Annotated in this window: 21 protein-coding genes; 11 read left to right on the top strand and 10 right to left on the bottom strand. The window is 53.0% G+C overall.

Annotated features, from left to right (window positions below; translation table 11 throughout):
* Window positions 1-101: 101 nt before the first annotated feature.
* Window positions 102-4,163: a two-component regulator propeller domain-containing protein gene (locus tag K7P01_RS05940; RefSeq protein ID WP_267290865.1), complete on the top strand. Its 4,062-nt coding sequence runs from the start codon at window positions 102-104 to the stop codon at window positions 4,161-4,163.
* Between the two features lie 153 nt (window positions 4,164-4,316).
* Window positions 4,317-6,518, top strand: coding sequence for a cellulase family glycosylhydrolase (locus K7P01_RS05935; RefSeq protein ID WP_267290863.1), 2,202 nt, complete (start codon window positions 4,317-4,319; stop codon window positions 6,516-6,518).
* A 72-nt stretch (window positions 6,519-6,590) separates the two neighbouring features.
* On the opposite strand, the gene K7P01_RS05930 is transcribed toward K7P01_RS05935, so the two are convergent.
* The 9 genes from K7P01_RS05930 to K7P01_RS05890 all read right to left on the bottom strand — a co-directional run bounded on the left by K7P01_RS05930 (window position 6,591) and on the right by K7P01_RS05890 (window position 14,573).
* A complete protein-coding gene (locus K7P01_RS05930; protein ID WP_267290861.1) occupies window positions 6,591-7,892 on the bottom strand; it encodes an alpha/beta fold hydrolase in 1,302 nt (433 codons plus the stop codon).
* 85 nt (window positions 7,893-7,977) lie between these two features.
* Complete coding sequence (locus tag K7P01_RS05925) at window positions 7,978-8,307, bottom strand: hypothetical protein (RefSeq protein ID WP_267290859.1); 330 nt, start codon at window positions 8,305-8,307, stop codon at window positions 7,978-7,980.
* A 191-nt stretch (window positions 8,308-8,498) separates the two neighbouring features.
* Entirely contained in the window at window positions 8,499-9,272 is a 774-nt protein-coding gene (locus tag K7P01_RS05920) for a helix-turn-helix transcriptional regulator (RefSeq protein ID WP_267290857.1), read from the bottom strand.
* A 67-nt stretch (window positions 9,273-9,339) separates the two neighbouring features.
* Window positions 9,340-9,651: a DUF3817 domain-containing protein gene (locus K7P01_RS05915; protein ID WP_267290855.1), complete on the bottom strand. Its 312-nt coding sequence runs from the start codon at window positions 9,649-9,651 to the stop codon at window positions 9,340-9,342.
* Between the two features lie 9 nt (window positions 9,652-9,660).
* A complete protein-coding gene (locus K7P01_RS05910; RefSeq protein ID WP_267290853.1) occupies window positions 9,661-10,125 on the bottom strand; it encodes a hypothetical protein in 465 nt (154 codons plus the stop codon).
* Between the two features lie 56 nt (window positions 10,126-10,181).
* Complete coding sequence (locus tag K7P01_RS05905) at window positions 10,182-11,096, bottom strand: helix-turn-helix domain-containing protein (protein ID WP_267290851.1); 915 nt, start codon at window positions 11,094-11,096, stop codon at window positions 10,182-10,184.
* Between the two features lie 37 nt (window positions 11,097-11,133).
* Window positions 11,134-13,725: an ABC transporter permease gene (locus K7P01_RS05900; protein ID WP_267290849.1), complete on the bottom strand. Its 2,592-nt coding sequence runs from the start codon at window positions 13,723-13,725 to the stop codon at window positions 11,134-11,136.
* Window positions 13,725-14,051 carry a PadR family transcriptional regulator gene (locus tag K7P01_RS05895; protein WP_254085550.1) on the bottom strand — a complete coding sequence of 109 codons (327 nt, stop codon included), beginning with the start codon at window positions 14,049-14,051 and terminating at the stop codon, window positions 13,725-13,727. The genes K7P01_RS05900 and K7P01_RS05895 overlap by 1 nt, the downstream gene beginning before the upstream one ends.
* Window positions 14,052-14,207: 156 nt before the next feature.
* Complete coding sequence (locus K7P01_RS05890) at window positions 14,208-14,573, bottom strand: DUF1987 domain-containing protein (RefSeq protein ID WP_267290846.1); 366 nt, start codon at window positions 14,571-14,573, stop codon at window positions 14,208-14,210.
* A 495-nt stretch (window positions 14,574-15,068) separates the two neighbouring features.
* Here K7P01_RS05890 and K7P01_RS05885 point away from each other — a divergent pair, with 495 nt between their 5' ends.
* The 7 genes from K7P01_RS05885 (at window position 15,069) to fucP (ending at window position 22,376) form a co-directional block, all read left to right on the top strand.
* The gene (locus tag K7P01_RS05885; protein ID WP_267290844.1) at window positions 15,069-16,346 is read left to right on the top strand and encodes a hypothetical protein; all 1,278 of its coding nucleotides are present in this window, start codon (window positions 15,069-15,071) and stop codon (window positions 16,344-16,346) included.
* A gap of 56 nt (window positions 16,347-16,402) precedes the next feature.
* The gene (locus K7P01_RS05880; protein WP_267290842.1) at window positions 16,403-16,741 is read left to right on the top strand and encodes a hypothetical protein; all 339 of its coding nucleotides are present in this window, start codon (window positions 16,403-16,405) and stop codon (window positions 16,739-16,741) included.
* Window positions 16,742-16,827: 86 nt separating this feature from the next.
* The gene (locus K7P01_RS05875) at window positions 16,828-18,042 is read left to right on the top strand and encodes a DUF1624 domain-containing protein (RefSeq protein ID WP_267290840.1); all 1,215 of its coding nucleotides are present in this window, start codon (window positions 16,828-16,830) and stop codon (window positions 18,040-18,042) included.
* A gap of 396 nt (window positions 18,043-18,438) precedes the next feature.
* Window positions 18,439-18,651 carry a helix-turn-helix domain-containing protein gene (locus K7P01_RS05870; RefSeq protein WP_254085545.1) on the top strand — a complete coding sequence of 71 codons (213 nt, stop codon included), beginning with the start codon at window positions 18,439-18,441 and terminating at the stop codon, window positions 18,649-18,651.
* Between the two features lie 339 nt (window positions 18,652-18,990).
* Window positions 18,991-19,971 carry a helix-turn-helix transcriptional regulator gene (locus K7P01_RS05865; protein ID WP_267290835.1) on the top strand — a complete coding sequence of 327 codons (981 nt, stop codon included), beginning with the start codon at window positions 18,991-18,993 and terminating at the stop codon, window positions 19,969-19,971.
* 488 nt (window positions 19,972-20,459) lie between these two features.
* Window positions 20,460-20,897, top strand: coding sequence for a helix-turn-helix domain-containing protein (locus K7P01_RS05860; RefSeq protein ID WP_267290833.1), 438 nt, complete (start codon window positions 20,460-20,462; stop codon window positions 20,895-20,897).
* 204 nt (window positions 20,898-21,101) lie between these two features.
* Window positions 21,102-22,376, top strand: coding sequence for an L-fucose:H+ symporter permease (gene fucP, locus K7P01_RS05855; RefSeq protein ID WP_267290831.1), 1,275 nt, complete (start codon window positions 21,102-21,104; stop codon window positions 22,374-22,376).
* Here the strand turns inward: fucP and K7P01_RS05850 are convergent.
* Entirely contained in the window at window positions 22,363-22,764 is a 402-nt protein-coding gene (locus K7P01_RS05850; protein WP_267290829.1) for a DoxX family protein, read from the bottom strand. The genes fucP and K7P01_RS05850 overlap by 14 nt on opposite strands.
* Before the next feature lie 85 nt (window positions 22,765-22,849).
* Between K7P01_RS05850 and K7P01_RS05845 the strand changes: the two genes are divergently transcribed.
* Together K7P01_RS05845 and K7P01_RS05840 are read left to right on the top strand one after the other, a co-directional pair.
* On the top strand, window positions 22,850-23,395 hold the full coding sequence (locus tag K7P01_RS05845) for a hypothetical protein (RefSeq protein WP_267290827.1): 546 nt from the start codon (window positions 22,850-22,852) through the stop codon (window positions 23,393-23,395).
* Window positions 23,396-23,458: 63 nt separating this feature from the next.
* A complete protein-coding gene (locus K7P01_RS05840) occupies window positions 23,459-25,744 on the top strand; it encodes a GH92 family glycosyl hydrolase (protein ID WP_267290825.1) in 2,286 nt (761 codons plus the stop codon).
* The last annotated feature ends 8 nt before the right edge of the window (window positions 25,745-25,752 follow it).

Raw genomic sequence — 25,752 nt, 5'->3', positions numbered from 1 at the left:
GCTGGTATCGGTTAGCGGCATTTCAAACGATTGAAACTGGTATTTCTCCTGTAAATTCCCGTAATTCCACGGACCGCGATTCCAGTTAAACCGATCTTGCCGTGCTGTGTTACCGTAAACCGATTTCCAGGCTCCTGGCCTTGTTTTACCTGCTGTTACCGGCGTGGGGTTGGGCGCAGCAATCGTATCACTTCCGTCACATCGGGCGCAGCGAAGGGCTTTCGCAAAGCAACGTCACCTGCATCTTACAAGACCACAAGGGGTTTATGTGGTTCGGTACGCGCGACGGCCTCAATCATTACGATGGCCATACGATCACTGTCTACCGCCACGATCCCGCCAACCCGCGCAGCCTTTCGCACAATTATATTCGCGCGCTGTATGAGGACAATCAGCATCGTCTGTGGATCGGCACCGACGAAGGACTGAATCTATATAACCGTACTACCGACGACTTCACCCGGTTCTTACCCGATCCGCAAAACCCCGCGGGCATCAGTTCGAGTAATATACGGGCCATTACGCAAGACAGGCACCAACGGCTCTGGATCGGTACCGGTGGTGGCGGGCTCAACCGCTTTGATCCCGAACAAAATACTTTCTATACGTACCGCCATGATCCGCGCAACGGCCGCTCCATTAGTAGTGACCAGATCGAAGATATATTGGAAGACCCAGGTGGTTCACTGTGGGTTGCGACGTGGAATGCCGGCCTGAATAAACTTGACCCCGCGACAGGCATCTTCGAACGGTATGTGCACATCCTCACCTCCGATAAGCTCAAGAAACTCTACTTAGACCGGCGGCAAGACCTTTGGATCGGCACCACCGAAGGTGGACTTAACCGCTATGACCGTCGCACGAATACCTTCGTCGCCATTCGCGCTACCACGTCGACAGCAGGCCTCAACAACAATGATGTCTTATCTATCGTGGAAGACACGCGCGGCAACTTATGGGTAGGCACGCAGAACGGAGGTATTAATATACTCGATACAAATCGTCATAACCTGCATTATATCCACGAAGGCCCTAACCCCGAAGACCTCAATAACGGCTCCATCTATACGCTCTACCGCGACCGTCAGGGCGACATTTGGGTAGGTACTTTTAGTGGTGGTGTAAATTACTACAACAGCACGCCACCACGCTTTCACCATTTGCCCGCCGGTAATATCCTTTCGGTGTACGAAGACCCACGTGAAACGCTATACCTCGGTACCGACGGCGACGGCCTGACCGTCTACGATCGGCATCAACAGGTCACCCACCTGCGCCACCGCCCGGATGACAAACAAAGCATCGGCAGCAACTACCCCTTGTGCTTGTTTGAAGATCATGCCGGTCAACTGTGGGCTGGGTGCTTTTACGGAAAGGCTTCTGTGCTCCGCACGGACTCACGCACTTTCTACACGCCGCCCTTTACCGTCGATGTCAAACACGTTGCTGTAATCGGCGAGGACGCTATCACGGGTAAGATTTGGATGGGCACCTGGGGCGAGGGCCTGGTAGTATATGATCCGCGCATAAACGCGTGGAAACAATATCTGCCCGAAGCGGGCAACGACAAAAGCATCAGCCACACGCTGATCTTTGCGATCTACCAGGATCGTCGCGGCGATCTTTGGATTGGCACCGAAGGAGGTGGCCTTAACCGCTACAACCGCGTGACCGATGACTTCACACACTTTGCTGATAGTCGCCCGCACCATGGCAGCATGGGCAACAACATTGTCAATGTGATCTATGAGGATGCGCGTGGTAACTTGTGGGTGGGTACGCAAGGTGGGCTTAACCGCCTGGATCGTGATACCGGTCAGTTTGAAAATTATACTACCCGCGACGGATTGGCCAACGATGTGGTGCAGTCGATCGAGGAGGATCACCACGGCCGTCTGTGGCTAGGCACCAACAAGGGCATCTCCCGGTTTGATCCTGACACTAAAACCTTTCGCAATTATGAAATAGCCGAGGGTACACAACACAATGCTTTCAATCGGCAGTCGTCGTGGAAGAACCCCGCCGGCAGGCTGTACTTCGGTGGTATCAATGGACTCAGTTATTTTCACCCCGATAGCCTGACCGATAGTCCTGTGCATCCCCCGGTGTATTTCACCGAGTTGCAGGTCTTTAACAAACCCGTCAGCTTTCGTGAGAAGGATGCCCCCCTGGCACAACCCTTGCCGGAAGCTCAGGTGGTGACGCTGTCGTACGATCAGTCCGTCTTCTCGTTTGAATTTGTTGCCCTCGACTATACCGCACCGGGTAAAAATCAATACGCCTATACGCTGGAAGGCTTTGATAAAGTCTGGAATGAGACCGGCACGCAACGCAAGGCTACCTATACCAACCTGGATCCGGGCGAGTATACCCTGCATATAAAAGCCACCAACAGCGATGGCGTCTGGAATACGGAGGGCAGCTCCCTGCGCATCATCATTACGCCACCGTTTTGGCAAACGTGGTGGGCGCGTGCGGTATATGTATTGCTCCTGGCAGGAGCGATCTTCGCGCTGCGCCTGATCGTGATCCAGCGCCTGCGTGTCCGTAATCAGTTGGAGATGGATCAGATCAAGTTGCGCTTTTATGCCAACATCTCGCACGAGTTTCGTACGCCGCTCACACTCATGCTGGGACCGCTCAGCCAGGTGATGGCGTCGACAGAAGAAGGCTCGCGTAATCACCAGATGTTGCAGTTGGTGCAGAAGAATAGTCAGCGCCTGCTCAAGCTGATTAATCAGTTGATGCACATCTATAAGCTCGACGCGGGTTTTATGAAGCTGGCGGTCACAAAGGGCGATCTCGGGGCATTTGTCCGCAGCCTTTGCGAGACATTTCAATTCGATTCGGAGAAACGCAACATCCAATTTACCGTGACGGCGCCGGCGCACGAAGAATATTACTTCGATGCCGACAAACTGGAGAAGATCTTGCTCAACGTACTCTCCAACGCTTTCAAACATACACCCGATCAGGGACATATTACGCTGACGTTACGGTTACATGATACCGACCCCCGAGGCACCCGGAAACGCCAGTCCTACGCGCACATCGCTATAACCAATAGCGGCCGCGCGATACCCGAAAGTTATCGTGAAAAGATCTTCGACCCCTTCTTCCGCATCGAGCATGACGAGCATAGTACACCGGGTACCGGCCTCGGGCTTTCCCTGGCGCGCCAGTTGGCGCGCTTGCACAAGGGCGATATCGTACTCGCCAACACGGGTGACAATTGTACAACCTTCGCGGTATGGCTACCGGTCGACGCGGCAGCGTTTGACCGGCACGAATATGCCCCGCAAGATCGTCTCGTGGAGCCGTCCGAGGCAACGATCACCCCGGAAGGCCTATTGACTGCCATACCGGGTGCTCCTGCCGGAACGCTTCCCGTGCTACTGGTCGTAGAAGACAATCCAGACATTCGTCGGTTTATCCGCCTGCATTTTGAAAATGCCTTCCAGGTGGAGGAGGCTCACCATGGCGAGGAAGGTCTGGTGCAGGCGCGTAACCTGCTACCCGACATCATCCTTACCGACGTCATGATGCCGGTCATGGACGGTGTCACGTTGTGTACGCGCATCAAGCACGATATACTGACGAGCCATATCCCCGTCGTGCTGCTCACAGCCCGTGGCGACGAAGCCCTGCAGCTCAGGGCCTTCCGCGAGGCCCTGGCGGACGACTACATTGTCAAACCCTTTCAACCGCACGTACTGCTGGCGAAGCTCGTCAACATTCTCACGTTGCGCGAGAATCAAAAGCGCAGATATTACCGCGACTTCATCACCAACCCGACAGCACCCGCTACGCTCGACGACGACTTCCTGCAAAGAGCGGTGGCGGTTGTCGAGCGACACATCGACAACCCCGACTTCGATATTGAGAAATTCTGCCGCGAGCTCGCCCTCAGCCAGACCAATTTGTACCGCAAATTGCAAAGCCTGTTGGGGGTGTCGGGCAACCAGTTCATTCGTGACATCCGCATGAAGCGTGCGGTGCAATTACTGGCAACAGAACAGTATGCCGTGCACGAGGTCGCCACGCAGGTGGGTTTTGCGGATGCGAAGTATTTCAGCAAAGCCTTTAAGAAACAGTTTGGTGTGTTGCCCTCTGCGTACCGCAACATAGGTCAGTCTGTCCCTACTTCCCTGGAAATGCAATAGCGAGGTAAATTGGAAGGTTTTTCCACCTTTAATACCGGTTTTTCTCCCCGCCGCGGTCGCGCCCTGCCTTACTTTTAATGAGTCGCCGCGGCCGCTTATAGACGCGTTGCCCGGCGCTACCAACACTCTTTGTTTCACTAAATATTCAGTACGATGACCAGACGACTGTACACACTTCATGCATGCCTGTTTGCGCTTGCCCTGATGGCAAGCGTAGTAAGCGCCCAGGCGCAAAAGCCCTGGCTGCACGTCGACGGCAACCAGATCAAAGACCCGGCCGGAAACCCCGTCACGTTGCGGGGCGTATCCGTATTACCGAGCGAGCACCACAACGAGTGCACCACCTGCAACAACAAACCCCTGAGCGAAATGATCGCCTGGCAGGCCGATGGCAGCCGGGGTTGGTATTCGCGTGTGTTGCGACTGCCCGTCACCACGGCCAAGGTAAAAGACCCCGCTACCAGCTTTGCCACGCACATCGACCCGTATGTGCAGCAAGCGATCGCCCTCAACCAATATGTTATTGTCGACCTGCACCTGGTCAGCAATTACGATGTCAACGGTTCGGGTGGTGTGAAGCAACAATTTGTGATGGACTTCTGGAAGTACGTGGCGCCGCGCTATGCCAATACCCCAAACGTGATCTTCGAGATCTTCAACGAGCCGGTCAACCCCGACAACTGGACGTCGTGGAAAAACTATATCCAGCCCGTGATCGACAGCATTCGCGCAGTGGCCCCGAACAACCTCATCCTGGTAGGCAGTCCGCAGTGGAGCACACGTGTAAACAGCGCCGTGACCAATCCACTCACCGGTGGCAACCTGGTCTATGTATACCACATTTATCCCAATCAGGGTGCGGCCACGGCGACGAACCTGAACACCAAGTTTGGCAATGCGGCCAATACCATCCCCGTGATGCTGACGGAGTTTGGCTGGAACCAGGATCCCAACTATTCCGACGGCGTGACGTTTGGTACGACCGGCGGCTGGGGTACACCCTTTCGGAATTATATCGACGCTCACCCCTGGATCAGCTGGCAAGGATGGATCTTCGACAACTTCTGGAAGCCTCAATACTTTGACTGGAACTGGAACCTGATGTCGGGTGAGAATCAGGGACGCTTTATGCAGAACTGGCTTTTTGAATTACAAAACCACAACCAACCCGGCGGTGCGGGCGGCATCGGCACACAAACGCCGTACGCTACGCACACCATACCTGGCCGCATTCAAACCGAAGATTTTGACATCGGCGCCCAGGACGTAGCCTACCACGACTCCGACCTTGGCAACAATGGGAATAGCTACCGCAGCACCGACGTAGACCTCGGTACCACGACCGATATCGGCGGCGGCTATGTCGTAGGCTATACTATAAACGGAGAGTGGCTGGAATATACCATTGGCTCGGTCGCTGCCGGCAGCTACAATATCGGTATACGTTCAGCCAGCGCCAGCAGCAATGCCGGCAAAAACATTACGGTAAAGCTGGATGGCGTAACGCTGGGCACCGTCACGCCGAACAACACCGGTGCCTGGGAAACGTGGGAGACGCTTGCGTTGAACAACATCAGTATAGCCGGCGGCAGCAATAAAGTATTGCGATTGGAAATTGCCGGTGGTAGTTTTAATCTCAATTATATCGAATTTACGCCGGTGGGTCAGGTGTCGACGCGCTACGAAGCGGAGACGACAAGCCGTTGGTCCAGTGGTGCTTCGAACACGGTCGTCGCCCAGGCGCAAGCCAGTGGTGGCAACCTGGTACGTGTATCGGCCGATGGTGTGGGCGACTTTGTAGAGTATACATACGCCCATACTGGCATGAAAAACTATGATGTATACCTGGGCTTCCGCGCGGGGCCTGATCAGGGGACTTGCCAGGTTTACAAGGATGGTGCTGCGTATGGAACCGTCTTCGATCTCTACAGCGCCACCACAGTGTATAAGGAAGTCCTGGTTGCTAATCTCACGTTTTATACCGGGCAGCAGAAGATACGTTTTACAGTGGCCGGGAAGAATGCCAGCAGTACGGGGTATCAGCTCACGCATGACTACGTCAAGCTGGTGGATCATGCTACGACGTTAAATGCCGGTAGCGCTTTGCGTCAGGAAGCGGCGGGGCAGTCGTTGATTCAGGTGTTTCCGAATCCGGCAACGACGGTGCTGAAGGTAAAGGGCGTGCCGGAAGATGCGGCGATTACAATTCGGGATGCCACGGGGATTTTGAGGTTGTCGCAGCAAGCAGCGGGAAGTGAGACGTCGATCGATGTTCAGCGCTTACGGCCGGGGCTGCATATACTCCGGGTTGTGTATGGGGGTGAGACGTTTACGTATACCTTCTTGAAAGAATGACGTGACCCTTATTTAAAAAAGGGGCCCGTCTTTACGTGAAGATGGGCCCCTTTTTTTAAATAATTTTAGTATTTAAAACCAACTCTTCGTATCCGGCATTGTAAATGGCTCCAGGAAGAATGTGTTCAATAAATCCAAGAACAGCTCACGCTTCTCCCACGACCCGCCATGCGTGCTGCCCGGTAGAATACAAAGTTGTGATTTCGGAATAGACTGAAATATCTTCAGCGTATGCTCGGGTCGGATTATATCCCGATCGCCGGCCATCACCAGCACGGGCGCCTGGATCGTCTTCAACCGCGCATATGGAATATGCGGATAATCAATCATCAGCTTGTTCAGTTTCTTTTCGTGGCCTGTTCCTTCGCGAAGGCTTTTTTCGATCGCCTGAATACCCCAATAAAATATAGCGGAACTATCAGGTTGCACGTTGGAGCCGTATGCCAGCACGCGTTTTACTTTGCGCGGATAGTCCATTGCCAGGATGAGGCCCAGAATGGCGCCGTCGCTTTGCCCCCAAATAAAGGTCGAGTCGATCTGGAGTTGGTCCAGGAGCGCGTTGACATCGGCTGCCATCTGTTCATAGGTAAGGGGGGCGTCGGTGTCGGTGGATTTGCCGTGTGCCCGGCTGTCGACGGCGATGACTTTGTATTTTTTGATCAGCTCCGGATAATGCGTCGCAGCATTGGCAATAGAGCCGCCGTTGCCGTGTAGCACGACAAGCGGAGCGCCGGTTCCGTACACTTCGTAGTATAGTTTAATGCCATTGACATCGGCGTATTTGCCAGCCGTGGGACTGGATCCATAGTTTGGAACATCTTTGCCTGTGACAACAATTGCCTGGTGGCCTTTGCGTCCCTGCGTGGGAGTCACCGCCTGGCTGTACAGGGTGTTGATACCCTGCTTGGCTTCACCGATACCGGGTTTTAAGAGGGGGGCTTTTCCTTCGAAGTCGTTTTGATAAATGGTGCGCCACTTGTTACGGCCGGACTCTACCGATATCTGGAAATCGTCGAAGTAAAAGGTGCCATTGTATTGTACGATCAGGCCGGCCATCAGTGTGTCGGCGTCGGGATCGAAGGTGCCTTCGAGGAAATACGATTTCCATTCGCGGGAACGCATGGGGTTATCGTTGTCAATCTTAAAGAAGCCGTATTCATCGTTGGTGCGGTATACCCGGGCCCACAGGGCGGCGCTGGCGTCATCCTCTACGCCTTCAATCAGCGCTGAAACCTGTACACGGAACTTCTTGCCGGCATAGGCCTTTACGGGCACGGCGTGTACATACGAGCCCCAGTTCTCCTGCGCCTGTGCGGTCGGCGGGAGTACGATTACGAAGCTCAACAGTAAAATGCATAATCCTGGATATTTCATACAATAGGTTTTCCGCAAAGTACGGAAAAAACCAGTGTGAGTGTGGGCGCGGGAGCGAACAACCAAACCCGCGCCCGGTACTTCGTTAATTCAGTTTTTCCCGTATCTCTACGGTGCCACCGTACTCAAGTAAGGGAACTATCCTGGCAAGCGCCGCGGCTTCCTCCAGCGAGGCGGCGCGGATGTTGATGGTGCTGACAATGCGCAGACCATCGCTGGCAACAGAGCCCGGACGCGCTGTACCTTCACGACCGCTCACCACGACACCCTCTTGTACGATCTGGTTGCTGGTAACAAAAATTTCGCGGGCTGTCCAGTCGTCGACAATTTTTTTCCACTTTGCACGCACGTCGGTCAGGTCGTCAGGAGCGAGGGGTGCGGGGTTGATCCGCATGATCAATACATATTCTTTCATCGTGTTAGTTGGTTTTGTTGTGGACGAAGGGGAAGTTTTTTGGGCGAACAGTGAAAAATGCGCAAGGCATATCACGCCCCACAAAGTCGCTGTGCGGATGATCGTTTTCATATACCGGAATTGTTTTTGTTTATGGCATCAAAACTACCGTCGGGGAGACGGCGGCCATTGTAAAAAATCAGTGATGTTCGTTACCAGAATTTTTTGGTGGCGAAGAATGCGCCGGGAGTCTGTCCGGTAAAGGCGGTAAAGTCTTTGATGAAGTGTGCCTGATCGAAATACCCGGCGCGATAGGCTGCGTCGGTCAGACTGTCGTGGTCAACGTATGTATCGATCACATGGCGTAGGCGGACGACAATGGAGAATTGTTTTGGCGAGGTGCCCACCAAACGCCGAAAGCGTTTTTCAAAGGCATCGCGACTCAGGGGAAGCTCTTTTATTATATCGCCGATGCGCGCAGTGCCCTGGGCGGCGCGGATCTGTCGCAACGCCTCGCGTACGATGTCATCTTGTTCAGGCTTTTGCAACAAGGAGAGTAAGAATTGCTCAGTGAGGGCGACGCGCTCCGCATGCGAGGCCGCCGCACAGAGTTGATCCTCCAACGCTGTTACGGCGTCGGGGGGCAGGAGGTCGCTTAAGGCTACACTTTGATCGGACAACACATGCAGCGGCTGCCGGAAGAATGCTGCTGCACCACCGTCGTGAAATTGCACCAGCAGCATTGCCGTCTGCTGCGCATAGTGCACCATGCGCGCAGCATGGCGTAATCCCGTCAACGCCGTGGCCGGCATATTCTCGCGCTGGATACGATCGGTAAAGGCAATAGTACCCTGAAAGCGTAATGCCATGACCAGGGCCGTGTCCGGCAAAATGCGATTGTCCATGCCGTGCTCGCTGGCGATGACCAGGTAAGCCTTTACAAAAGGCTTCAAACGGTCGGTAGGAATGAAACGCTCGAGGTTCACATGCCAGTATACGCAAACGTAACGGCAGAGGTTATAGGGTTATATTCGCTCTCAGGCTCACACTGTTTCATCGGGGTGTTATCTTCGACAGAATGCGTCGGTCGATGTAAAACGTTCCGAAGGGTATCAGGCACGCTACCAGCACTTTCCATGTTGTTGTTGAAAACTTCCACCGGTAATCGATTCCCACACTCAAGGTGTTGATCACGAACATCAAAAAAAGCAGCCCATGTACGGGTCCCATGATCCTGACGAGCAACGGCTCATCCAAAGCATGTTTTAACGGCACGGCGATGCCGATCAGAACAAGCAACGAAATGCCTTCCAGTATACCGATCAGGCGCAGCCGGCCAATCTTGGTGGTCAATAATGAAAACATACAAAGGAGTTAGAAATGACGTATATAGGGACGGTTGGCCAACGGCGAAAAAGGCCACGGCACGGCCACGAGGATCACGATCAACCCCAGCAAGAACCAGATGGCCATGGTTTTAAATTTACCATGATCTGTCTGCTGCCGCTTGGCCATCGCGGATCCGATGGTGATCAGCACGACGGCGACCGTCATCAGGAGGATATGAATTAATCCAAAGAACCGGAACTCATAAGGCAAGTCGGTTTCGTTTGCATGATCACGGAAGTATTGAATCACCGGGCTGTTAAAATATAGCGTATAGCCGATCATCAATTGTATGTGTGCGATCGTAGCGGTGCTGTGGCGCAATGTATTGTCCCAGCCGTCGAATGGTATGGGCTGTTGCCAGCCGCGCAGGCCGCGGTATAGGGCATAGAGCAAGCTGGCCAAAACAAACCAGCGTGTGAGCGAGTGCAGAAAAAGTAGCGATGTGTACATAACGTCGCAAATCTCCGGATCAAAGCCTCGCGCCGCTAGGACAGACAGCGGAAACGTCAGGACTTTTCAATCCTCTTACGGAATGCCGTCGGCGTGGTGCCGGTGTGCTTGCGGAATAAGCGTGCGAAATAGGAGGCATCGTCCAATCCTACGGCGAGCGCTACTTCGCTGACCGAGAGCGGGCTTTGGCTGAGCAGCACTTTGGCTTCGAGTACGATGGCCTCGTCGATCCACTTGGTAGGCGACTTTTGGGTGGCGGCCTTGACAGACTTGTTGAGATGGTTGGGGGAGACGTGCAGCGCGGCGGCATAGTCAGACACGCGGTGCAGGGTACATACATTGGCGAAGAGCAACGCGCGGAACTTGTTGGCCAGCGTTACCGCCGCCGTCTGTTCCTGGACCACGGCCGGTATATACACCCGGTTAACTTCACAGAGTAGTGTGATGAGATAGGGTTGCAGCACATTGACGTGCTGCAGCGCGTGCTCGGTATATTCCTGGTGCAGGCGTTTGAACAGGTGAAGGACAAAACGTGCCGTTTGGTTGTCCAGCTGCAGCCTGGGATTGCCCCATACCTGCAGAAACTCAAATTCTTTCAACAGGGAGAGCTTACCGTATTTGCCGACCAGCATGTCGCCGTGAAAGAAACAGATATAGCCTTTGTTGACATCCTTCTCGCCAAACGAAAATACCTGCCCGGCGGGTACCACCAGCATTTCGTGCCGGTGTATGGTATACTGCTCGCTGCCGATCTTCATGGTGGCCTCTCCTTCGGTCAGGTAAAGGCAGATGTGGATGGTAGCGCGTGTAGCCGGCACGGCGCGGGTCACGTGCCGGTACATTTCTTCCACCCGTACGATCAGGAATTTGTTGAAGTCGCCCTTGAGCAGCGCCTGCAGCGCGCGGGAGGGCATAAAGCGCGCTGTAAAGGCAGCTGGGTTGTATACCTGGATGTTGTCCTTTCCGGCCATGCGGCAAGATACACATCACGCCGGTTTGAAGACACATTTACTCGCGCTTCAACGCCTGCACCGGGTTGAGCCTGGCCGCGCGAAGCGCCTGGAGGCCCACCGTGATCCACGTAATGGCCAACGCCACTACGCCGGAGAGAATGAAGTATGCTGCGTTCAGGTCGACGCGGAACGCAAAGGAGCTAAGCCAGGAATTTGTGAGATAGTAGCTTAGCGGCAGCGCCAGCACAATGGCCAGCAAGACCATTTTTGTAATGTCGCGCGAGAGCAGCAGCACGATCCGCAGCTCGCCAGAGCCCAGTACCTTGCGAATGCCAATCTCTTTTTCGCGGCGCTCTAACGTGAACGCTGTCAGACCAAACAGCCCCAGGCAGGAGATCAGGATGGCCAGACCGGCAAAGTAGCGCGAGAGGACGGCCACCCGCTGCTCGGCGCGGTATTGGCCTTGATAGTCGGCATCCAGAAAACGGAAGTCGAAGGTGAAGCCCGGGTTATAGGTTTCATAGAATTGCTGCAGGCGCTGAACCGTTGCCTGCTCCTGACCGGGCTCGATCCTGGCCATGATGCGTGATGTGTTTTCCGGGCTCAACCGGAAGAATAGCGGACGCACATTTTCGTGCAGCGACTCGAAGTGGAAGTTTTTTGCTACTCCCACAATTTCCATGTCCTCGCCCCAAAGCTTGATCACTTTACCAATCGGATCTTTTAATCCCATAAAAGCAATAGCGGCCTCGTTGAAGATGATGCGGGCGGTATCCGACGGGAAGTCGCGAGAGAACGAACGTCCTTCTGATAGTTCGAAGCCCAGCGTTTCCAACATGTCGTAGGCTACCGTCACATTCTCAAACTCGGTCCGGTCGTTGGGGTCTTTGCCCTCCCATGCTACACCAGATGTGCCACTGACGTGGCCGGTCAGCGTGGCGGAGGTGGCGGATGCATTCATTATGCCCGGCACCTCGCGCAGGGCGGCCAGGAACGATTCCAGGTTTTCGCTCTCTACGATCTTCCCCTCGCGCTCAAAAACAATCATATTGTTCTTTGAATACCCCAGGCTGCGCGACTGGATATACTGGGTCTGCCGGTACACCACGATCACAGCAACAATAAACACCACCGAGCAGGTGAACTGGAAAACCACTAGCCCCTGTCGTACCCACAGCTCGCCCGTGGCACTGGTGAGCTTGCCCTTCAGGATTGCCGCCGGATTGAAGCCCGATAAATACAGTGCCGGGTAACTGCCGGCCAGCAGACCGGTGAAGACAATAACACCCAGCATTCGTCCGACAAAGACGAGGTTGAAGGGCAGTGTCAGCTGTTTTTCGGTAGTGACGTTAAAGTAAGGCAGCAGCAACACAACCAACCCAATGGCTATTAGCATAGACACGAGGCTCAGCAACATGGACTCGCCCAGATGCTGCCACACGAGCGTATTCCGACGGGCGCCAATCGCTTTTTTAATGCCGATCTCTTTCAGCCGGCGCGCAGCCCGTGCGGTGGATAAATTCATGAAGTTGATACACGCGATAACGAGTATAAAGATTGCAATGGCCGAGAAGAGCCTGACATACGTAATACGCCCACCGGCCTCGACGCCGTTCTCATAGCGGCCATACAGGTATTTTTCGGTATAAAGTTTCAGAAACATGGTGCGGTGTTTAACCTCACCGTTGGTCTTTTTCTGCACATATGTGGCGATCTTGGCATTAAAGGCATTGACATCGACGCCTTCTTTCAACATCACATACGTGTTCGCGCCTGTACTAAACCAGGTAGAGACCCAGTCAGGATGGTCGGCGCGAAACTCTTCAAACGATCGTACAAAGTCTGGTTTTTCTGTAGCCTGATGGGGCTGATCTTCATATATACCCGAAATGGTATATTGTCTGGCGTGGTCGATCTCGACGATCTTTCCTAACACTGTCTCGTCCGCGCGGTTAAACAACTTCCGCGCAAGCGACTCCGACAACACGATGTTATTTTTTTCTTTCAGTAGGTCGCTTTTTCGTCCGTGCAACAGGTGGAAAGTAAAGATCTTAAAATAATCCTTCCCCGCATAGAGGCCGGCGGCTTTGAAAGGGCGCTCGTCAACGGACATCGTATGCGCATCGATGTGCGTGGTGGTTATTGCGTACTCTACCTCGGGCATATCCGCTGCCAGGGCATCGGCAGTAGGGCCTGACGAGCTTTCGGCCGTCCAGATGCGGTCAGCTTGCACACGGTTTTCGAGTACTTTATAGAGGCGTGTTTTGTTTTCGTGGAACTGGTTTACGTGCAGCTCGTCATTTACCCAGAGATAGATTAAAAGTACGCATGCCAGTCCCGTGGAAAGGCCCGTGAGATTGATCAGAAAAGAGCTTTTGTGCCGACTGAAACTGCGGAGTGTGATCAGGAGGTTGTGCCGTAGGATAGACATGACGTTGGTAGAATAAAGTGGTCGGAAATTTTTAATAAACCGGGGTCGGAAATACCGCAATACACTCCAGGTAAAGATGCGTCGCGCCTGGCGGAGCGAAACTGCGGCCTGTTTCTCGAATACTTCAATAAGATCACCCTCGACCTCTTCCAGATAATCTTCGCGGCAAAACCAGCGTAGAAATTTCAAAGGTCGTTGTGGCGGGGGCAGCTTCATCAGCTAAAGGATATTTTCGGAATCTGTTGATAAATAGCCGTGCGCAGGGCATACTGATCATCGAGCATCCGTTTGCCCAAGGCGGTGATCACGTAAAACTTCTTGCGCCGGCCGCCGCGGTCGTTGGTGATACCGCCAAAACGCGACTTGACAAATCCTTTGTCTTCGATTCGCTTCAAGGCTACGTGCACTGCGCTGATGTTGAGCTTCTTTGAGAGCTTGCCCTCCAGATTTTCCAGGATCGAAACACCGTATGCTTCGTCGTGAAGCGCCGCTACCATCAGCAACACCAATTCCTCAAATTCGCCGAGTGATTGATTACTCATATTCCGGTCTTAATTACCTTAACGAACGTAAAAGTAATGGATTAGTTTTAGTTTTGTTAAGTAAATAACAAATTTCCTCTGAAATACCTGAATTATAAGTGTTTAGAAATGAAAAAAGGCCGCGGGCGGCCTCCTGTGGTATGTCGGAACTGTCCGTTATTGCAGCACCTTAAATTCAAACGGTATTTCTACCTGCTCGGCATATTCGTGGCCTGCTTCGTCCATGGACTCGTCCTCCTGGTGATAATGCCAGAATACGGTAATATTTTTGATGTGTTTTAGCTCGTGCAGCAGGTCCAGGATGAGCTTGGATGAAGAGGTGTTGAAATACTCGAGTTTAAAATGAAAGGCTGTGGCCGGGTTAGGAGCCTTGGCGTATTCGCGGATCCATTGTAAAACGGGGGCATAAAATTCAACCGAATCTTCCGGCAGTGAACGGCCCACCAGTTCAAAAACGCCGTCATTTTTGTTTAAGGTCACCTGGGGTGTATCCTGTGTCTCAGTCAGGTATAGTGTGTTCATAATGCTGTACGGTATGTCTTTCGTATATACTCTTCCCACTAAATCCCATCGCAATACTGTACTCTGGAAAAGGACGAATCGTGATGGATAACGTCTTAGCCGACCCGTCTGGTATCCTCGGCGTCGTCTTTAATTCAGGGGGTAATATGCAAAATGTTTCGAACCTTCGCGCGCTAATTCTCGGTGAAAAGTTCTGCCGTACAATGTACCGGGAGCGATCCCCGTTCTTCGCAAACTTGCGGTGTGCCATTGACAGCTTTTTTTCTGCGTCATACCTCAAAATCCGACCGTTTGGCACATTGCGACAAGGAGTTCTCAAAGATTTGTGCTGTTGCCGATAGAAGGAAATGTTCGACGAACCCGAAGTTTTTCAAAAACGGTTATGATATATCGCCTTGCCGGTTCAGTATATATACTTATTTATGAGTAATACGGGAGTATTCCGGGCATTAGACGTGGAACGGGCACGGAATTTGCCACCTTTTGCAATGATCTATGAAAGCTTTTATCTGCGTACACCGCATCCGTCGACGCATGGTTGGTATCATACCGTGTATTCTACTCTATCTGTTGCTTGCTTGTAGCGATGACGAAGGTTCCCGCCAGCTACTGGTTACTTGGAAGGTTCCTACCGATTATCAGTTATTGAACTCCAATTATGATCGGGGGTTCTTACTTGCTTCCGACGCCGAAGGGAATGTGCTGGCAACGACTGAGCTGTACGCTGGTAAGTCTGTGGCATTATTTTCCGACGATGTCGACGCGATCGAAACCTGCACGTTTACGGAAATATACATCCAGGCATATCCTTCCGCGGGGATAAGGGTCCAGGCGTTTTCGTACACGGACATACCCCGCGGCGCTTCGTGGCCCGCGCGAGAATTTGTCGATACGCACGACCAGGAAAAACCCTCGCAGGGTAATGTAACGCTTAACTTGCTAAATCCGACGGGGGAACAGTTCGTTATGTCCGCCAATGCAGGCACAGCGGAAAGATCGTGGTCTACGCCGGCAGTGGTGACGGTTCCCCTGGGGCACCTACCGGGATTGGTATACGTCCTGAAACAGTATCCGAATCCCATGCAGTTTGCGGTATTCGAAAACCTACAGCCCGGACAGACGCTCGATGTCGATGTTCACGCGTTGGAGGGCCGTCTGTCTGCTGAAGCGGCCACTATTCCAGAAGGCATTGACGATTACAACGTAGAGCTTTGGGGATTCCCTGTGCGCGATAACTATGCTCAGTACTGTTGGTTGGGGTATGGGGGTAAAGAAACGGCCCCCTGGATTTATTATCCCGATGTTCCGGCCTTTGCAAGATTTGGATCCCATACGTCTATTAGCCACAACAACATTCACTATCAGAATTACAATAAGTCGGCGAAGTATGACTTTACCATGATTGACCCAGAATTTGTTGTGATGTCCGAAAAGGCGTCCGACATCAGCTTCTCTTCATCCGATAAAGAATATGATCGGGCGATAGTGGCGTTAGGGTGGGCCGACGAGAATTTCTCCACCAGCTGGCTTGTACACACGGCCCCTGGCGCCGATCGTCATATAGTGTTGCCGACGTTGCCAACGTCGGTGAAAGAGGTGATTCCTGTGGACTTTCCCATGGAAAACCTTCTGGTTGTGGCGGGGATGCTGGAGGCATTTGAAGGTGTGGAGGGCTACTCGCAATGGGTTCGTGCATTTAGCGAATCGGAGACGGGTGAACAGAGCTTTCGCGGATTCGATCGAAACTGGAATGCTGCCGTGGTGGATCTATAGTGAGTTCCAACCTTTCCGGCCGGTAGGGTGTCTAAGGGCCAACTAACAACAAACGCATGACCTTTATACGCACCGCCGTAGTAATACTTTTTGTAACTGCCCTCACTTTTACCGCTTGTAAACAACAAACTTCTGCTCCTGCCTGTGAAGGCGGTGTGGACGCTACCGTTGTAGACCTGGAGGGACTGGACGGATGCAAGTATGTCTTTGAACTGAGCGACGGCGCGCGCCTGCTGCCGCAGATCCCCGCGGAAGGTACTACGGGCGACCCGCTGAGCAACTTCATCTTTGGCGCCGGTAAAAAAGTGACCATTACCTACGAAGCTGTGGACGGTATGACCACGTGCATGGCCGGTAAGTTGGTGAAGATCAACTGCCTGGTCGAGCATCCATAAATTTTCTCAAAAAAGCAGGAACCGGGTTGGCCTGAAGCCGTTTGAACGGGTAGTTTCGCCCCTTATTTCTTAACGACCTGACTCCTGTGATTACCCGTTCCGCTTCTGTCGCCGCCGTTCCGTTGACCGGTCGCGCCTCCCGTATTGAATCGATCGACCTGTTGCGTGGCCTTGTCATGATCCTCATGGCCCTGGACCACGTGCGTGACTACTTTCATGCCGACGCGTTTCTATATAACCCCGTCGACATCAGCAAAACCGACGGCGTGGTGTTTTTCACACGCTGGATCACGCACTTCTGTGCGCCCGTCTTCGTTTTTCTCGCCGGCACCTCCGCGTTTCTGGTTGGCAGCCGTCGCGGTAAACGCGAGCTCTCGGCCTTCCTGCTCAAGCGCGGGCTGTGGCTGATCGTGCTGGAAGTCACCGTCATCAATTTTGCGTGGCTCTTTAATATACATTTCCAGCTGATCCTGTGCACGGTCATCTGGGCGCTGGCGATCGGCATGATTTCGCTGGCTGCGTTTATTCACCTGCCCTTGCGGGCTATAATTGCTGCCGGTATTCTCCTGATCGTCGGCCACAACGCGCTCGACGCAGTACACGTGGCCGGTGAAGGTGCCGACGCCGTGGGGTGGGCGTTGTTACACGAAGCGCGCGGCTTTGCGTTCCCGGCTTTCTTCCTGTACATCGGTTATCCCGTTATCCCGTGGATCGGCATCATGCTGCTGGGCTATGCCCTCGGCACACAATTCCAGGCTGGCGCAGATGCCGACAAGCGCCATCGCTTACTGGCAACGGCCGGCATCGCCGCCATTGTATTGTTTGTCGTATTGCGGTGGACCAATGTCTATGGCGACCCAGTGCCCTGGACGACCCAAGCCGACGGTCTGCACACGTTCCTGTCGTTTATGAACGTAGCCAAGTATCCGCCGTCATTGTTATATATACTGGCAACCCTCGGGCCGGCCATGCTCTTTTTAGCATTTGCCGAAAAGTATAAAGGCCGCATAGCACAGTATATGATCGCACTGGGCCGGGTGCCGATGTTTTATTATATCCTGCACTTGTATCTCATTCACCTGCTGGCCGTTGCCGCCGCGCTGGCCACAGGCTATGACTTCTCCGATATGACCTTTACTACTTGGGTAACCGACTCGCCAAACCTGAAAGGTTATGGCTTCTCGCTGGGTGTTACCTACCTGGTATGGATCGGTGTTGTGCTGGCGCTATTCCCGTTATGCCTGTGGTACGACCGGTATAAGTCAACGCACAAAGACCAGTGGTGGCTTAGCTACCTGTAGCAACCAGTAAGCCCGCAAAAGGTACATACCGATAACCTTGTTTCGTTGACAAAGCAAGATAGCATGCCCTGATGGCATGCTATCTTCGTTTATGGGTATTCGTGATGGCACGTCGTCATGATGGCAGGCAGGGCGATTTCCGGAAGTAAGAATGGTCGGTGCGTAGAGATATTTTATACTGCATGAGTCGCTATAGATGGTATAAATGGTTAAATACGGGTATAGGCGTGTCATAATAAACGTGACTGGGGTGTAAGTTTTTACCGGCCTTTGTCATTATTTTTAGCCAGAGGGTATTAATCCTTTTAGCAGAAATATTAATCCGTTTGGCAGCCAGCGGAGAGACCTGCAACATATAAAATCGCCGTGTTTTCCCAATTGTATCTATAGGAGCTTATGAATTTTACAGAACAACTAAAAAGATTGAAGCGCGTCGACTATTATATTCATAGCGGTAGCGGCACAGCCGACTTCATCGCTTCGAAAATGGGTATATCCCGCCGCACATTCTTTAATGACCTGCAAAAGCTGCGCGACATGGGCGCGGAGATCGGCTTTGATAAAAGCCGTAAATGTTACCGGTACGACAACAATTTTACCTTGCGATAGGGCAAGGGTAATGGGTATGCGCGCGGTTCTTTAGAAGAGCCGCGTGATGCCCCAGATGACTGTAGCCAGCAAACCGACGACGGCTAGTATCAGCGTGATTAGAACCGCCGCAGTCATTGCCACACTCCGTATTTCGTCCTGAGTTGCTTCCTGCTCTTTTTCGTGGGGGGAGTATTTACCCATATACTGGCGTGAATAGTAAAGTATATTAACCAGGGCAAAAGTATCGGTTTACCATGCAATAAGTATGCACGCGATATTTTTTAACAACGCCATCGTGCGGGAGCCGTTTCGCACAACGCATCGTGTATACTCATTAATTACGTTGAATCATTTTCTGTGAATGCATTGCGTATACAACTTTCCGGACACCCGCACCGAGATGTTATCTGGGAGCAGCAATACGCTGGGGATCCCACGCTCGAGCGTATCGTGGAAGAAAGCGAACTGGTGATCCGGCATCCGTTCCTGGAAGTGAATGCTGTACACACGCGGTTTCGCGGCGTGCACATCGTAAGTGGTGAGGTATTCTTTCCTCACCCCGTACATCTGCGTGCCTATACGACGCCGGCCATGTATGAGCTCACTTTTTTTCCGGAGCATGACATCTGTTATTTCTACCGATCGTATACCGAACGGCCTATCCAGATCACGCGCCACCAGGCTGCGTACTCCATCGTCACCATCCTGTTGTCGGAGTCTTTTATGCAACAGGTCATTGCGCCCTTTGCGGGCACACTCGCAGACTGGCTCATCACACAAGGTGCTGCTGCAAGACAGGTATATACCATGCCCCTGACGCCGTCCATGAAGATCGTGCTGTATAAGATCCGTACCTGCCGGTACAATGGGCTGCTCAAACGCATGTTACTGGAGAGTAAGGTGCTCGATCTGCTCGTACTGTTGCTCAAACAGATCACCCCCGAAAAACCGTTCAAGAGCCTGACCGTGCGGCTCGACGACGTCGACAAGCTCTACGAAGTCAAACGCGTCGTGGAACAACACCTCACGCATCAACATTCGCTGCGTGAGCTGGCCCGCCAGGTAGGGCTCAATGAATTTAAGCTCAAGAAAGGTTTTCGTGAATTGTTTGGTACCACGATCTTTTCCTATCTACTCGACCTGCGCATGGAGCATGCACGCCAATTATTGATACAAGGCACCATGACGATAGAAGAAGTAGCCGAAGAGGTGGGCTATAGATACGCCAAGAACTTTATGACCGCGTTTAAAAAGAAGTTCAATATGCTCCCCGTAGAAATCGGTCCGGGAAATGATAAAACCAGGGAGGGCCCGTTTAGGAAGCGCGGTCGTCTCTAACGCATAGAACCAAAAAAGGATTTATAATTGATGGGGTAAATTTTCCTCTACTCGCATTATCTACCTTTTTCAGGGTAGTAAGCACGCTGTGCCGGGGCGTTGTGTGTAGGATTGGGGAAATGTTGGATACCTTATTTTTCAGGTATACATGCTGTTGTTCACCGACGTTAATGATACGTTGAACGGAATTTCCCCTCTGAAAAATCAGGTTCACAGCAAATTTTTCGATTTATAATGGTTTGTTAACAGACTTGCTAACGTCTATATCCGTATATTTGAGAATCTCGTCTGGAGGTCATCACAAGTATACCTTCATCACGAATCTCAAACGACACAAACATTGCTCTTATTCTCAAGCACGGGCTCGATGCCTGGTCGTTGTCGGTAAAAGTGCATTTCGACGGGCTCCAATTAAATAAACCGGGCATCGTCTCCTGTGCTGAGGATTAGAGTTGTATAAATCAGTAGTATAGAAGCAGCTATAGTGTATGCAGGCAGCGCCAACCACAACCTTCTATCATCAGCAAATACTGAAGATTCGCGCCGAGGTCTATCCGGATGACACGGTGATCCGGCAGATCGTGCAAGCGAAGGCGTTTATTGATCGTCACTTTTCGGCTGCCATCGACTTGAATGATATCGCCGGCAAGACATTCAACTCCAGACTTCATTTCATCCGACTGTTCAAAGCTTTCTATGGGCGCACGCCGCATCAATATCTGGTGGCGGTGCGCATCATTGCCGCCAGGAAGTTGTTGGGGAAGGGGTTGTCTGTTAAGCAGGCTTGTGTGGCGGTCGGGTTTGCCAGTGCGTATGCGGTTTCGGGGCTTTTGAGGAAGATGGCAGGCAAGGCTCCTGCGAACCGCGCCACCGGAGAGACTGCTGTGCGGCGGATGAGTCGACGTTCGCCGGGTGGCAATAAATAATATACTTTTCGCCTTCCCCTCGTTTCTAACCCTCATTGTTTAACCTTTTAGCATCGAAAACCCAATTTTCGTGTAAACGATTGCGTTATTTCGGTAGAAAATGCGGTTGAAACCGATATAAACAATAATTTAGGCGTTTCAAACGATTGCCACCGCTGCCGTTTGCACGGAAGTGCGGTCTTTTGCCAAACCTTAAACAACAACATGGAGACAGTGGACGTAGCATCCCAACGCCCGAACAACGCGGGTACGACTTCGGCGAAGCCGGCTTTTACCAGGAAGGAATATCTGGTCGTTTTTATTTTCGTCACGTCTCTCTTTATGTTGTGGGGCATTGCGATCACCATGGGCGATGTATTGAATCGCCACTTCCAAAAGGTATTGCATATTTCCAAGGCCGAGTCGGGCCTGGTACAGTTCTCGATCTTTGGCGCATACGCCGTCATGGGTATCCCCGCCGGCCTGTTCATGAAACGCTTTGGTTATAAGAACGGCGTGTTGTTGGGCCTGGCACTGTACGCCATCGGAGCATTCCTCTTTATACCGTCTGCCAATGCCGAGTCGTTTGCAGCCTTCCGCGGCGCATTGTTTGTGCTGGCCTGTGGTCTGGCAACACTCGAAACAGTCGCCCACCCGTTCATGGCTGCCCTTGGCGACCAGCGGACAAGTGATCAGCGTATCAACTTTGCACAGGCGTTTAACGGCGTCGGCGCCATCATCGGTCCCTTTATCGGAGGATACTTCATTCTGCGTGTAGGCCACGGGGAACTAAACGACCTGACATCGGTCAAAGTGCTCTATGCCATCATCGGCGCGTTCATTCTATTAGTAGCGTTCTCGTTCTCCCTCGTAAAAGTTCCACCCCTGGCGGATCCGCACGCCGAAGCAGACGGTGCGGAAGACCTGCGTCATATTCAGCGCTCGAGCAAGACGCTCTTTCAACACAAACACTTTGTATGGGCGGTCATCGCACAGTTCTTCAACGTGGCAGCGCAAGGAGGTACCTGGGCATTCTTTATAGTATACGGCGCAGAGAAGATGCCCGGTATGACAGACGAGCGTGCCTCGTACTTCTTTGGTATGAGTATGTTTTTGATGATGATCGGTCGTTTCATCGGCGTATTCCTGATGCGGTATATCACTCCGAACATATTGTTGGCCGCCGCAGCGGTCGGTAATATTATCATGGCGGTGATTGTAGCGCAGAGCGCAGGCTGGATTTCCTTTGGCGCACTGATGATGATGAATTTCTTTATGAGCATCATGTTCCCGACCATCTTTAGCCTGGGGCTCAAGAACCTGGGCAAACATACCGAGCGCGGTGCATCGTTTATCGTGATGGGTGTAGTAGGCGGTGCGTTGTTTCCTCCGCTGATGGGGTTGATTGCCGACCACGACGTGGCGGTGTCCTATTATCTACCGATCATCTGCTATATCGTGATCTTCTTCTTCGGTGCGCGCTTCTCTAAAGTGGAGTAGCGTGACGCCGCGGGACGCTGGTGGAAGCATGCCATAACCGCCCATAGGCGATGATGACGCTGGCAAGCAGGATAAAGATATTTACCCAGATGGCCCCGAACTCATAGCGGTCGATGTGTAACACCATGGCCGCAATCATGAGCACGGCTATGCCGATGGCGGTATACCCTGTGATGCGGGGGTAGATGGCCAGCAGGCCCGGAAGGATCAGGCCAAGGCCGCCCAGGATGTCGATCATGCCGATGTAGCGCACAAACACTTCCGTGTAGGCACCCGTCCACTCGGCGGCTTCCGCCACCTGTTCGTGCGGCAGGAAAAGTTTCGTGTAGCCCGATACTAATAAAATAACGGCTACGGTGATCTGTAAGGTCCACAGTAAAGCTTTCATACCCGTTGGATGCATAAATTACTGTGCCCGCTGACGGCGGCGGGGTGGCAGGTTGCGGTATTTCATTACATTTGGACCGCAAAAAATGAAACAGATCATGACGCTTACCAAATTATTTCCCGGTGCCCTGGTGGCATTGATGCTGGCCGCCTGTGGCGGCGGTACCAAAAACGAAGCGGCTTCGGCCGATACGACGGCTACTGTGCCGGCCGATGCTACCGCACCCGAGGCTGTGCCCGATGCCAAAGCTGACACCACTGCGGTGACAGCCCTCGCGTATGTGACCACCTTCAAGGTCGCCGTCCCCGAGAAAATTGTATTGGAACAATATGCTTCCATCTCGGCAGAAGGTGCCAACGAAGCACCGCAGAAGACGGTGGAGATTACCGACGCGGCAGCCCTGACGGAGATTGTTACGCTGGTCAACAAACTGCCGGACTCCGGTCAAATCATGGTGAAGTGGGCGGAGGTACCCGTGCTTCGTGTGAAGCTGGTATACCCGGAAGGTCCCCAGTATTTTTCCTTCTTCCAGCAGTCGGTGAAAACACCGGCAACGAACTTCTACGCGGGGAAGAAGCCCGTGGAAGAAAAACAGCTGTACGACCTGCTAGCCGCCAAGCTGGCACACTAATCACAACAGCCGGCCCCTCTCTGTGGCCGGCTGTTTTTTTTAATTCTATAAATTACAATAGCCATGTATAGAAGAATCGTAGCAATGTTTGCGTGCGCCGCGGTCTTGTCTGCTTGCAGTACAAAGGACACACCGCCGTCACCTTCCGCCGTGCAAAAGACCGACCTGGTCAACCCGTTCATTGGCACGGGCGGTCATGGACATACTTTTCCCGGGGCCACGGTGCCGTATGGCATGGTGCAGCTCAGCCCCGACACGCGTCTGCAAGGGTGGGATGCCTGCTCCGGCTATCATGCTTCGGACAGTGTGATCCTGGGTTTCTCGCATACGCACCTGAGCGGCACGGGCATTGGCGACTACGGCGATATACTCTTCCAACCTGTTACGGGAGACTACGACTATCTGCTGGAGCAAGGCGATGCGACGAAGCCGGGCTACCGGTCATTTAAGACCGCCGGCTCCGAAAGCGCGACCCCCGGGTACTATACGGTGCAACTGGCTGACTATGGGGTGAAAGCCGAATTGACAGCCACCGCCCATGCCGGCATGCACCGCTATACTTTTCCCGCCGACAGCATACCGGGCGTAATGCTTGACCTCAGCCATCACCTGCAAACACAACAAAATCTTATGAACCGCCTCATCAAGGTCAACGACCACGAGCTGCGCGGCGTCAAGATCACCCGCGGCTGGGCGAAAGAGCAGCGTGTATATTTTCATGCTGTCTTTTCGGAGCCCTTCGAGATAGAAATCATTACGGAGCCGCTGCCGCCCGGTGGGATAGATGACCTTCCCACGAAGGCTATCAAAGCTCTGCTGCACTTTAATAAGCTTGCCGGCAAGCCGCTGCTCGTCAAGGTGGGAATCTCCGCCGTGGACTACGAGGGTGCGAAGAACAACGTGATGAAAGAAATTGCCGACTGGAACTTCGACGCGGTGAAAGACAACGCCCGTCAGCAATGGGAGGAGTGGCTCAACCGCATTGACATAAAAGGCGGCACCAACGATCAACGCAAGATCTTTTATACGGCACTGTACCACACCGCCATTAGCCCCAACCTATACACCGACGTCGACGGCCGTTACCGCGGCATGGACCGGAAGCTTCACCAGGCCCCTGCGGGCCAGGAAGACCACACTGTCTTTTCACTGTGGGATACCTTCCGTGCATTCCATCCGTTGATGACCCTCGTGAATGGTCCACGCAACGAGGCCTGGGTTCGCGCCCTGTTACAGAAGTACGACGAGAGCGGTACGCTGGCCATGTGGGAACTGTCGTCGAACGAGACAGGTACGATGATCGGCTACCACGCGGTGCCGGTAATCGTCGATGCCTACATGAAAGGCTATCGCAACTTCGACGCCGAGAAGGCCTATGCGGCCATTGTACAAGCCTCGACGTATGACACCACGGGTGTCTTCTTCCCCGGCAAGGACGTGCAACGGGCGGTCATGCCGCTGGCAAAATATTACAACGAGACACTCGGCTTTATACCGTGTGACAAAGAGAACGAGTCGGTGGCCAAGGCGTTGGAGTATGCGTACAACGACTGGTGTATTGCTCAAATGGCCAAAGCGCTGGGCAAAACAGCCGATTATGAAAAATATACGGAGCGCGGTAAACGCTATGCGAAATATTTCGACAAAAGCACCGGCTTCATGCGCGGTGTGAATTCCGACAAGTCCTGGAAGAAACCGTTTAGCCCGCGGTTCTCCCACCACGGCAAGAGTGAATATGTAGAAGGCAATGCGTGGCAGTGGTCGTGGTTTGTACCCCACGATGTCGAGGGACTGGTTGCGCTGCAGGGCGGCAAGGAGCTTTTTATTAAAAAACTGGACAGCCTGTTCTCGATCACGTCGGAGATTGAAGGTGAACATAAGTCGGATGATATTTCCGGCCTTATCGGCCAGTATGCGCACGGCAATGAGCCAAGCCACCACATTACCTACTTCTATAATTACGTAGGCCAACCGTGGAAGACGCAGGAGCTGGTGGACAAAATCCTCACCACGCTATATTTCAATAACGAAAACGGCCTGTCGGGCAACGAAGACTGCGGGGCGATGTCGGCCTGGTATGTCATGAGCGCCATGGGCATTTACCAGGTTGCGCCGGGTGACCCGCGCTATACCCTGGGGCGTCCGTTATTCGATGAAGTAACGCTGCGCCCCGAAGGTGGCAAGCCCTTTACCATCCGTGCTGTGAACAACGGCCCGGCCAACAAATACGCCAGCCGGATTACCCTCAATGGCCAGGCACTCACCACACCGTTTATAACCCATGAAGATATTGTCAAAGGCGGCACGCTGGAGTTTACCATGACAGCGACGCGGCCTGCGGCAGAGTAAGTAGTTTT

Source organism: Parachryseolinea silvisoli (assembly GCF_021190955.1).
Taxonomy (GTDB): Bacteria; Bacteroidota; Bacteroidia; order Cytophagales; family Cyclobacteriaceae; genus Ohtaekwangia; species Ohtaekwangia silvisoli.
This window is presented reverse-complemented; position numbering and strand designations above follow the sequence as displayed.

Coding starts and splice junctions, on each gene's coding strand:
- K7P01_RS05925 (WP_267290859.1), bottom strand. CDS start 8,307: ATGAAAGAATATGTATTGATCATGCGGATCAACCCCGCACCCCTCGCT.
- K7P01_RS05870 (WP_254085545.1), top strand. CDS start 18,439: ATGAATTTTACAGAACAACTAAAAAGATTGAAGCGCGTCGACTATTAT.
- K7P01_RS05850 (WP_267290829.1), bottom strand. CDS start 22,764: ATGAAAGCTTTACTGTGGACCTTACAGATCACCGTAGCCGTTATTTTA.
- K7P01_RS05910 (WP_267290853.1), bottom strand. CDS start 10,125: ATGTACACATCGCTACTTTTTCTGCACTCGCTCACACGCTGGTTTGTT.
- K7P01_RS05885 (WP_267290844.1), top strand. CDS start 15,069: ATGAAAGCTTTTATCTGCGTACACCGCATCCGTCGACGCATGGTTGGT.
- K7P01_RS05930 (WP_267290861.1), bottom strand. CDS start 7,892: ATGAAATATCCAGGATTATGCATTTTACTGTTGAGCTTCGTAATCGTA.
- K7P01_RS05880 (WP_267290842.1), top strand. CDS start 16,403: ATGACCTTTATACGCACCGCCGTAGTAATACTTTTTGTAACTGCCCTC.
- K7P01_RS05895 (WP_254085550.1), bottom strand. CDS start 14,051: ATGAGTAATCAATCACTCGGCGAATTTGAGGAATTGGTGTTGCTGATG.
- K7P01_RS05915 (WP_267290855.1), bottom strand. CDS start 9,651: ATGTTTTCATTATTGACCACCAAGATTGGCCGGCTGCGCCTGATCGGT.
- fucP (WP_267290831.1), top strand. CDS start 21,102: ATGGAGACAGTGGACGTAGCATCCCAACGCCCGAACAACGCGGGTACG.
- K7P01_RS05860 (WP_267290833.1), top strand. CDS start 20,460: ATGCAGGCAGCGCCAACCACAACCTTCTATCATCAGCAAATACTGAAG.
- K7P01_RS05905 (WP_267290851.1), bottom strand. CDS start 11,096: ATGGCCGGAAAGGACAACATCCAGGTATACAACCCAGCTGCCTTTACA.
- K7P01_RS05840 (WP_267290825.1), top strand. CDS start 23,459: ATGTATAGAAGAATCGTAGCAATGTTTGCGTGCGCCGCGGTCTTGTCT.
- K7P01_RS05900 (WP_267290849.1), bottom strand. CDS start 13,725: ATGAAGCTGCCCCCGCCACAACGACCTTTGAAATTTCTACGCTGGTTT.
- K7P01_RS05845 (WP_267290827.1), top strand. CDS start 22,850: ATGAAACAGATCATGACGCTTACCAAATTATTTCCCGGTGCCCTGGTG.
- K7P01_RS05935 (WP_267290863.1), top strand. CDS start 4,317: ATGACCAGACGACTGTACACACTTCATGCATGCCTGTTTGCGCTTGCC.
- K7P01_RS05890 (WP_267290846.1), bottom strand. CDS start 14,573: ATGAACACACTATACCTGACTGAGACACAGGATACACCCCAGGTGACC.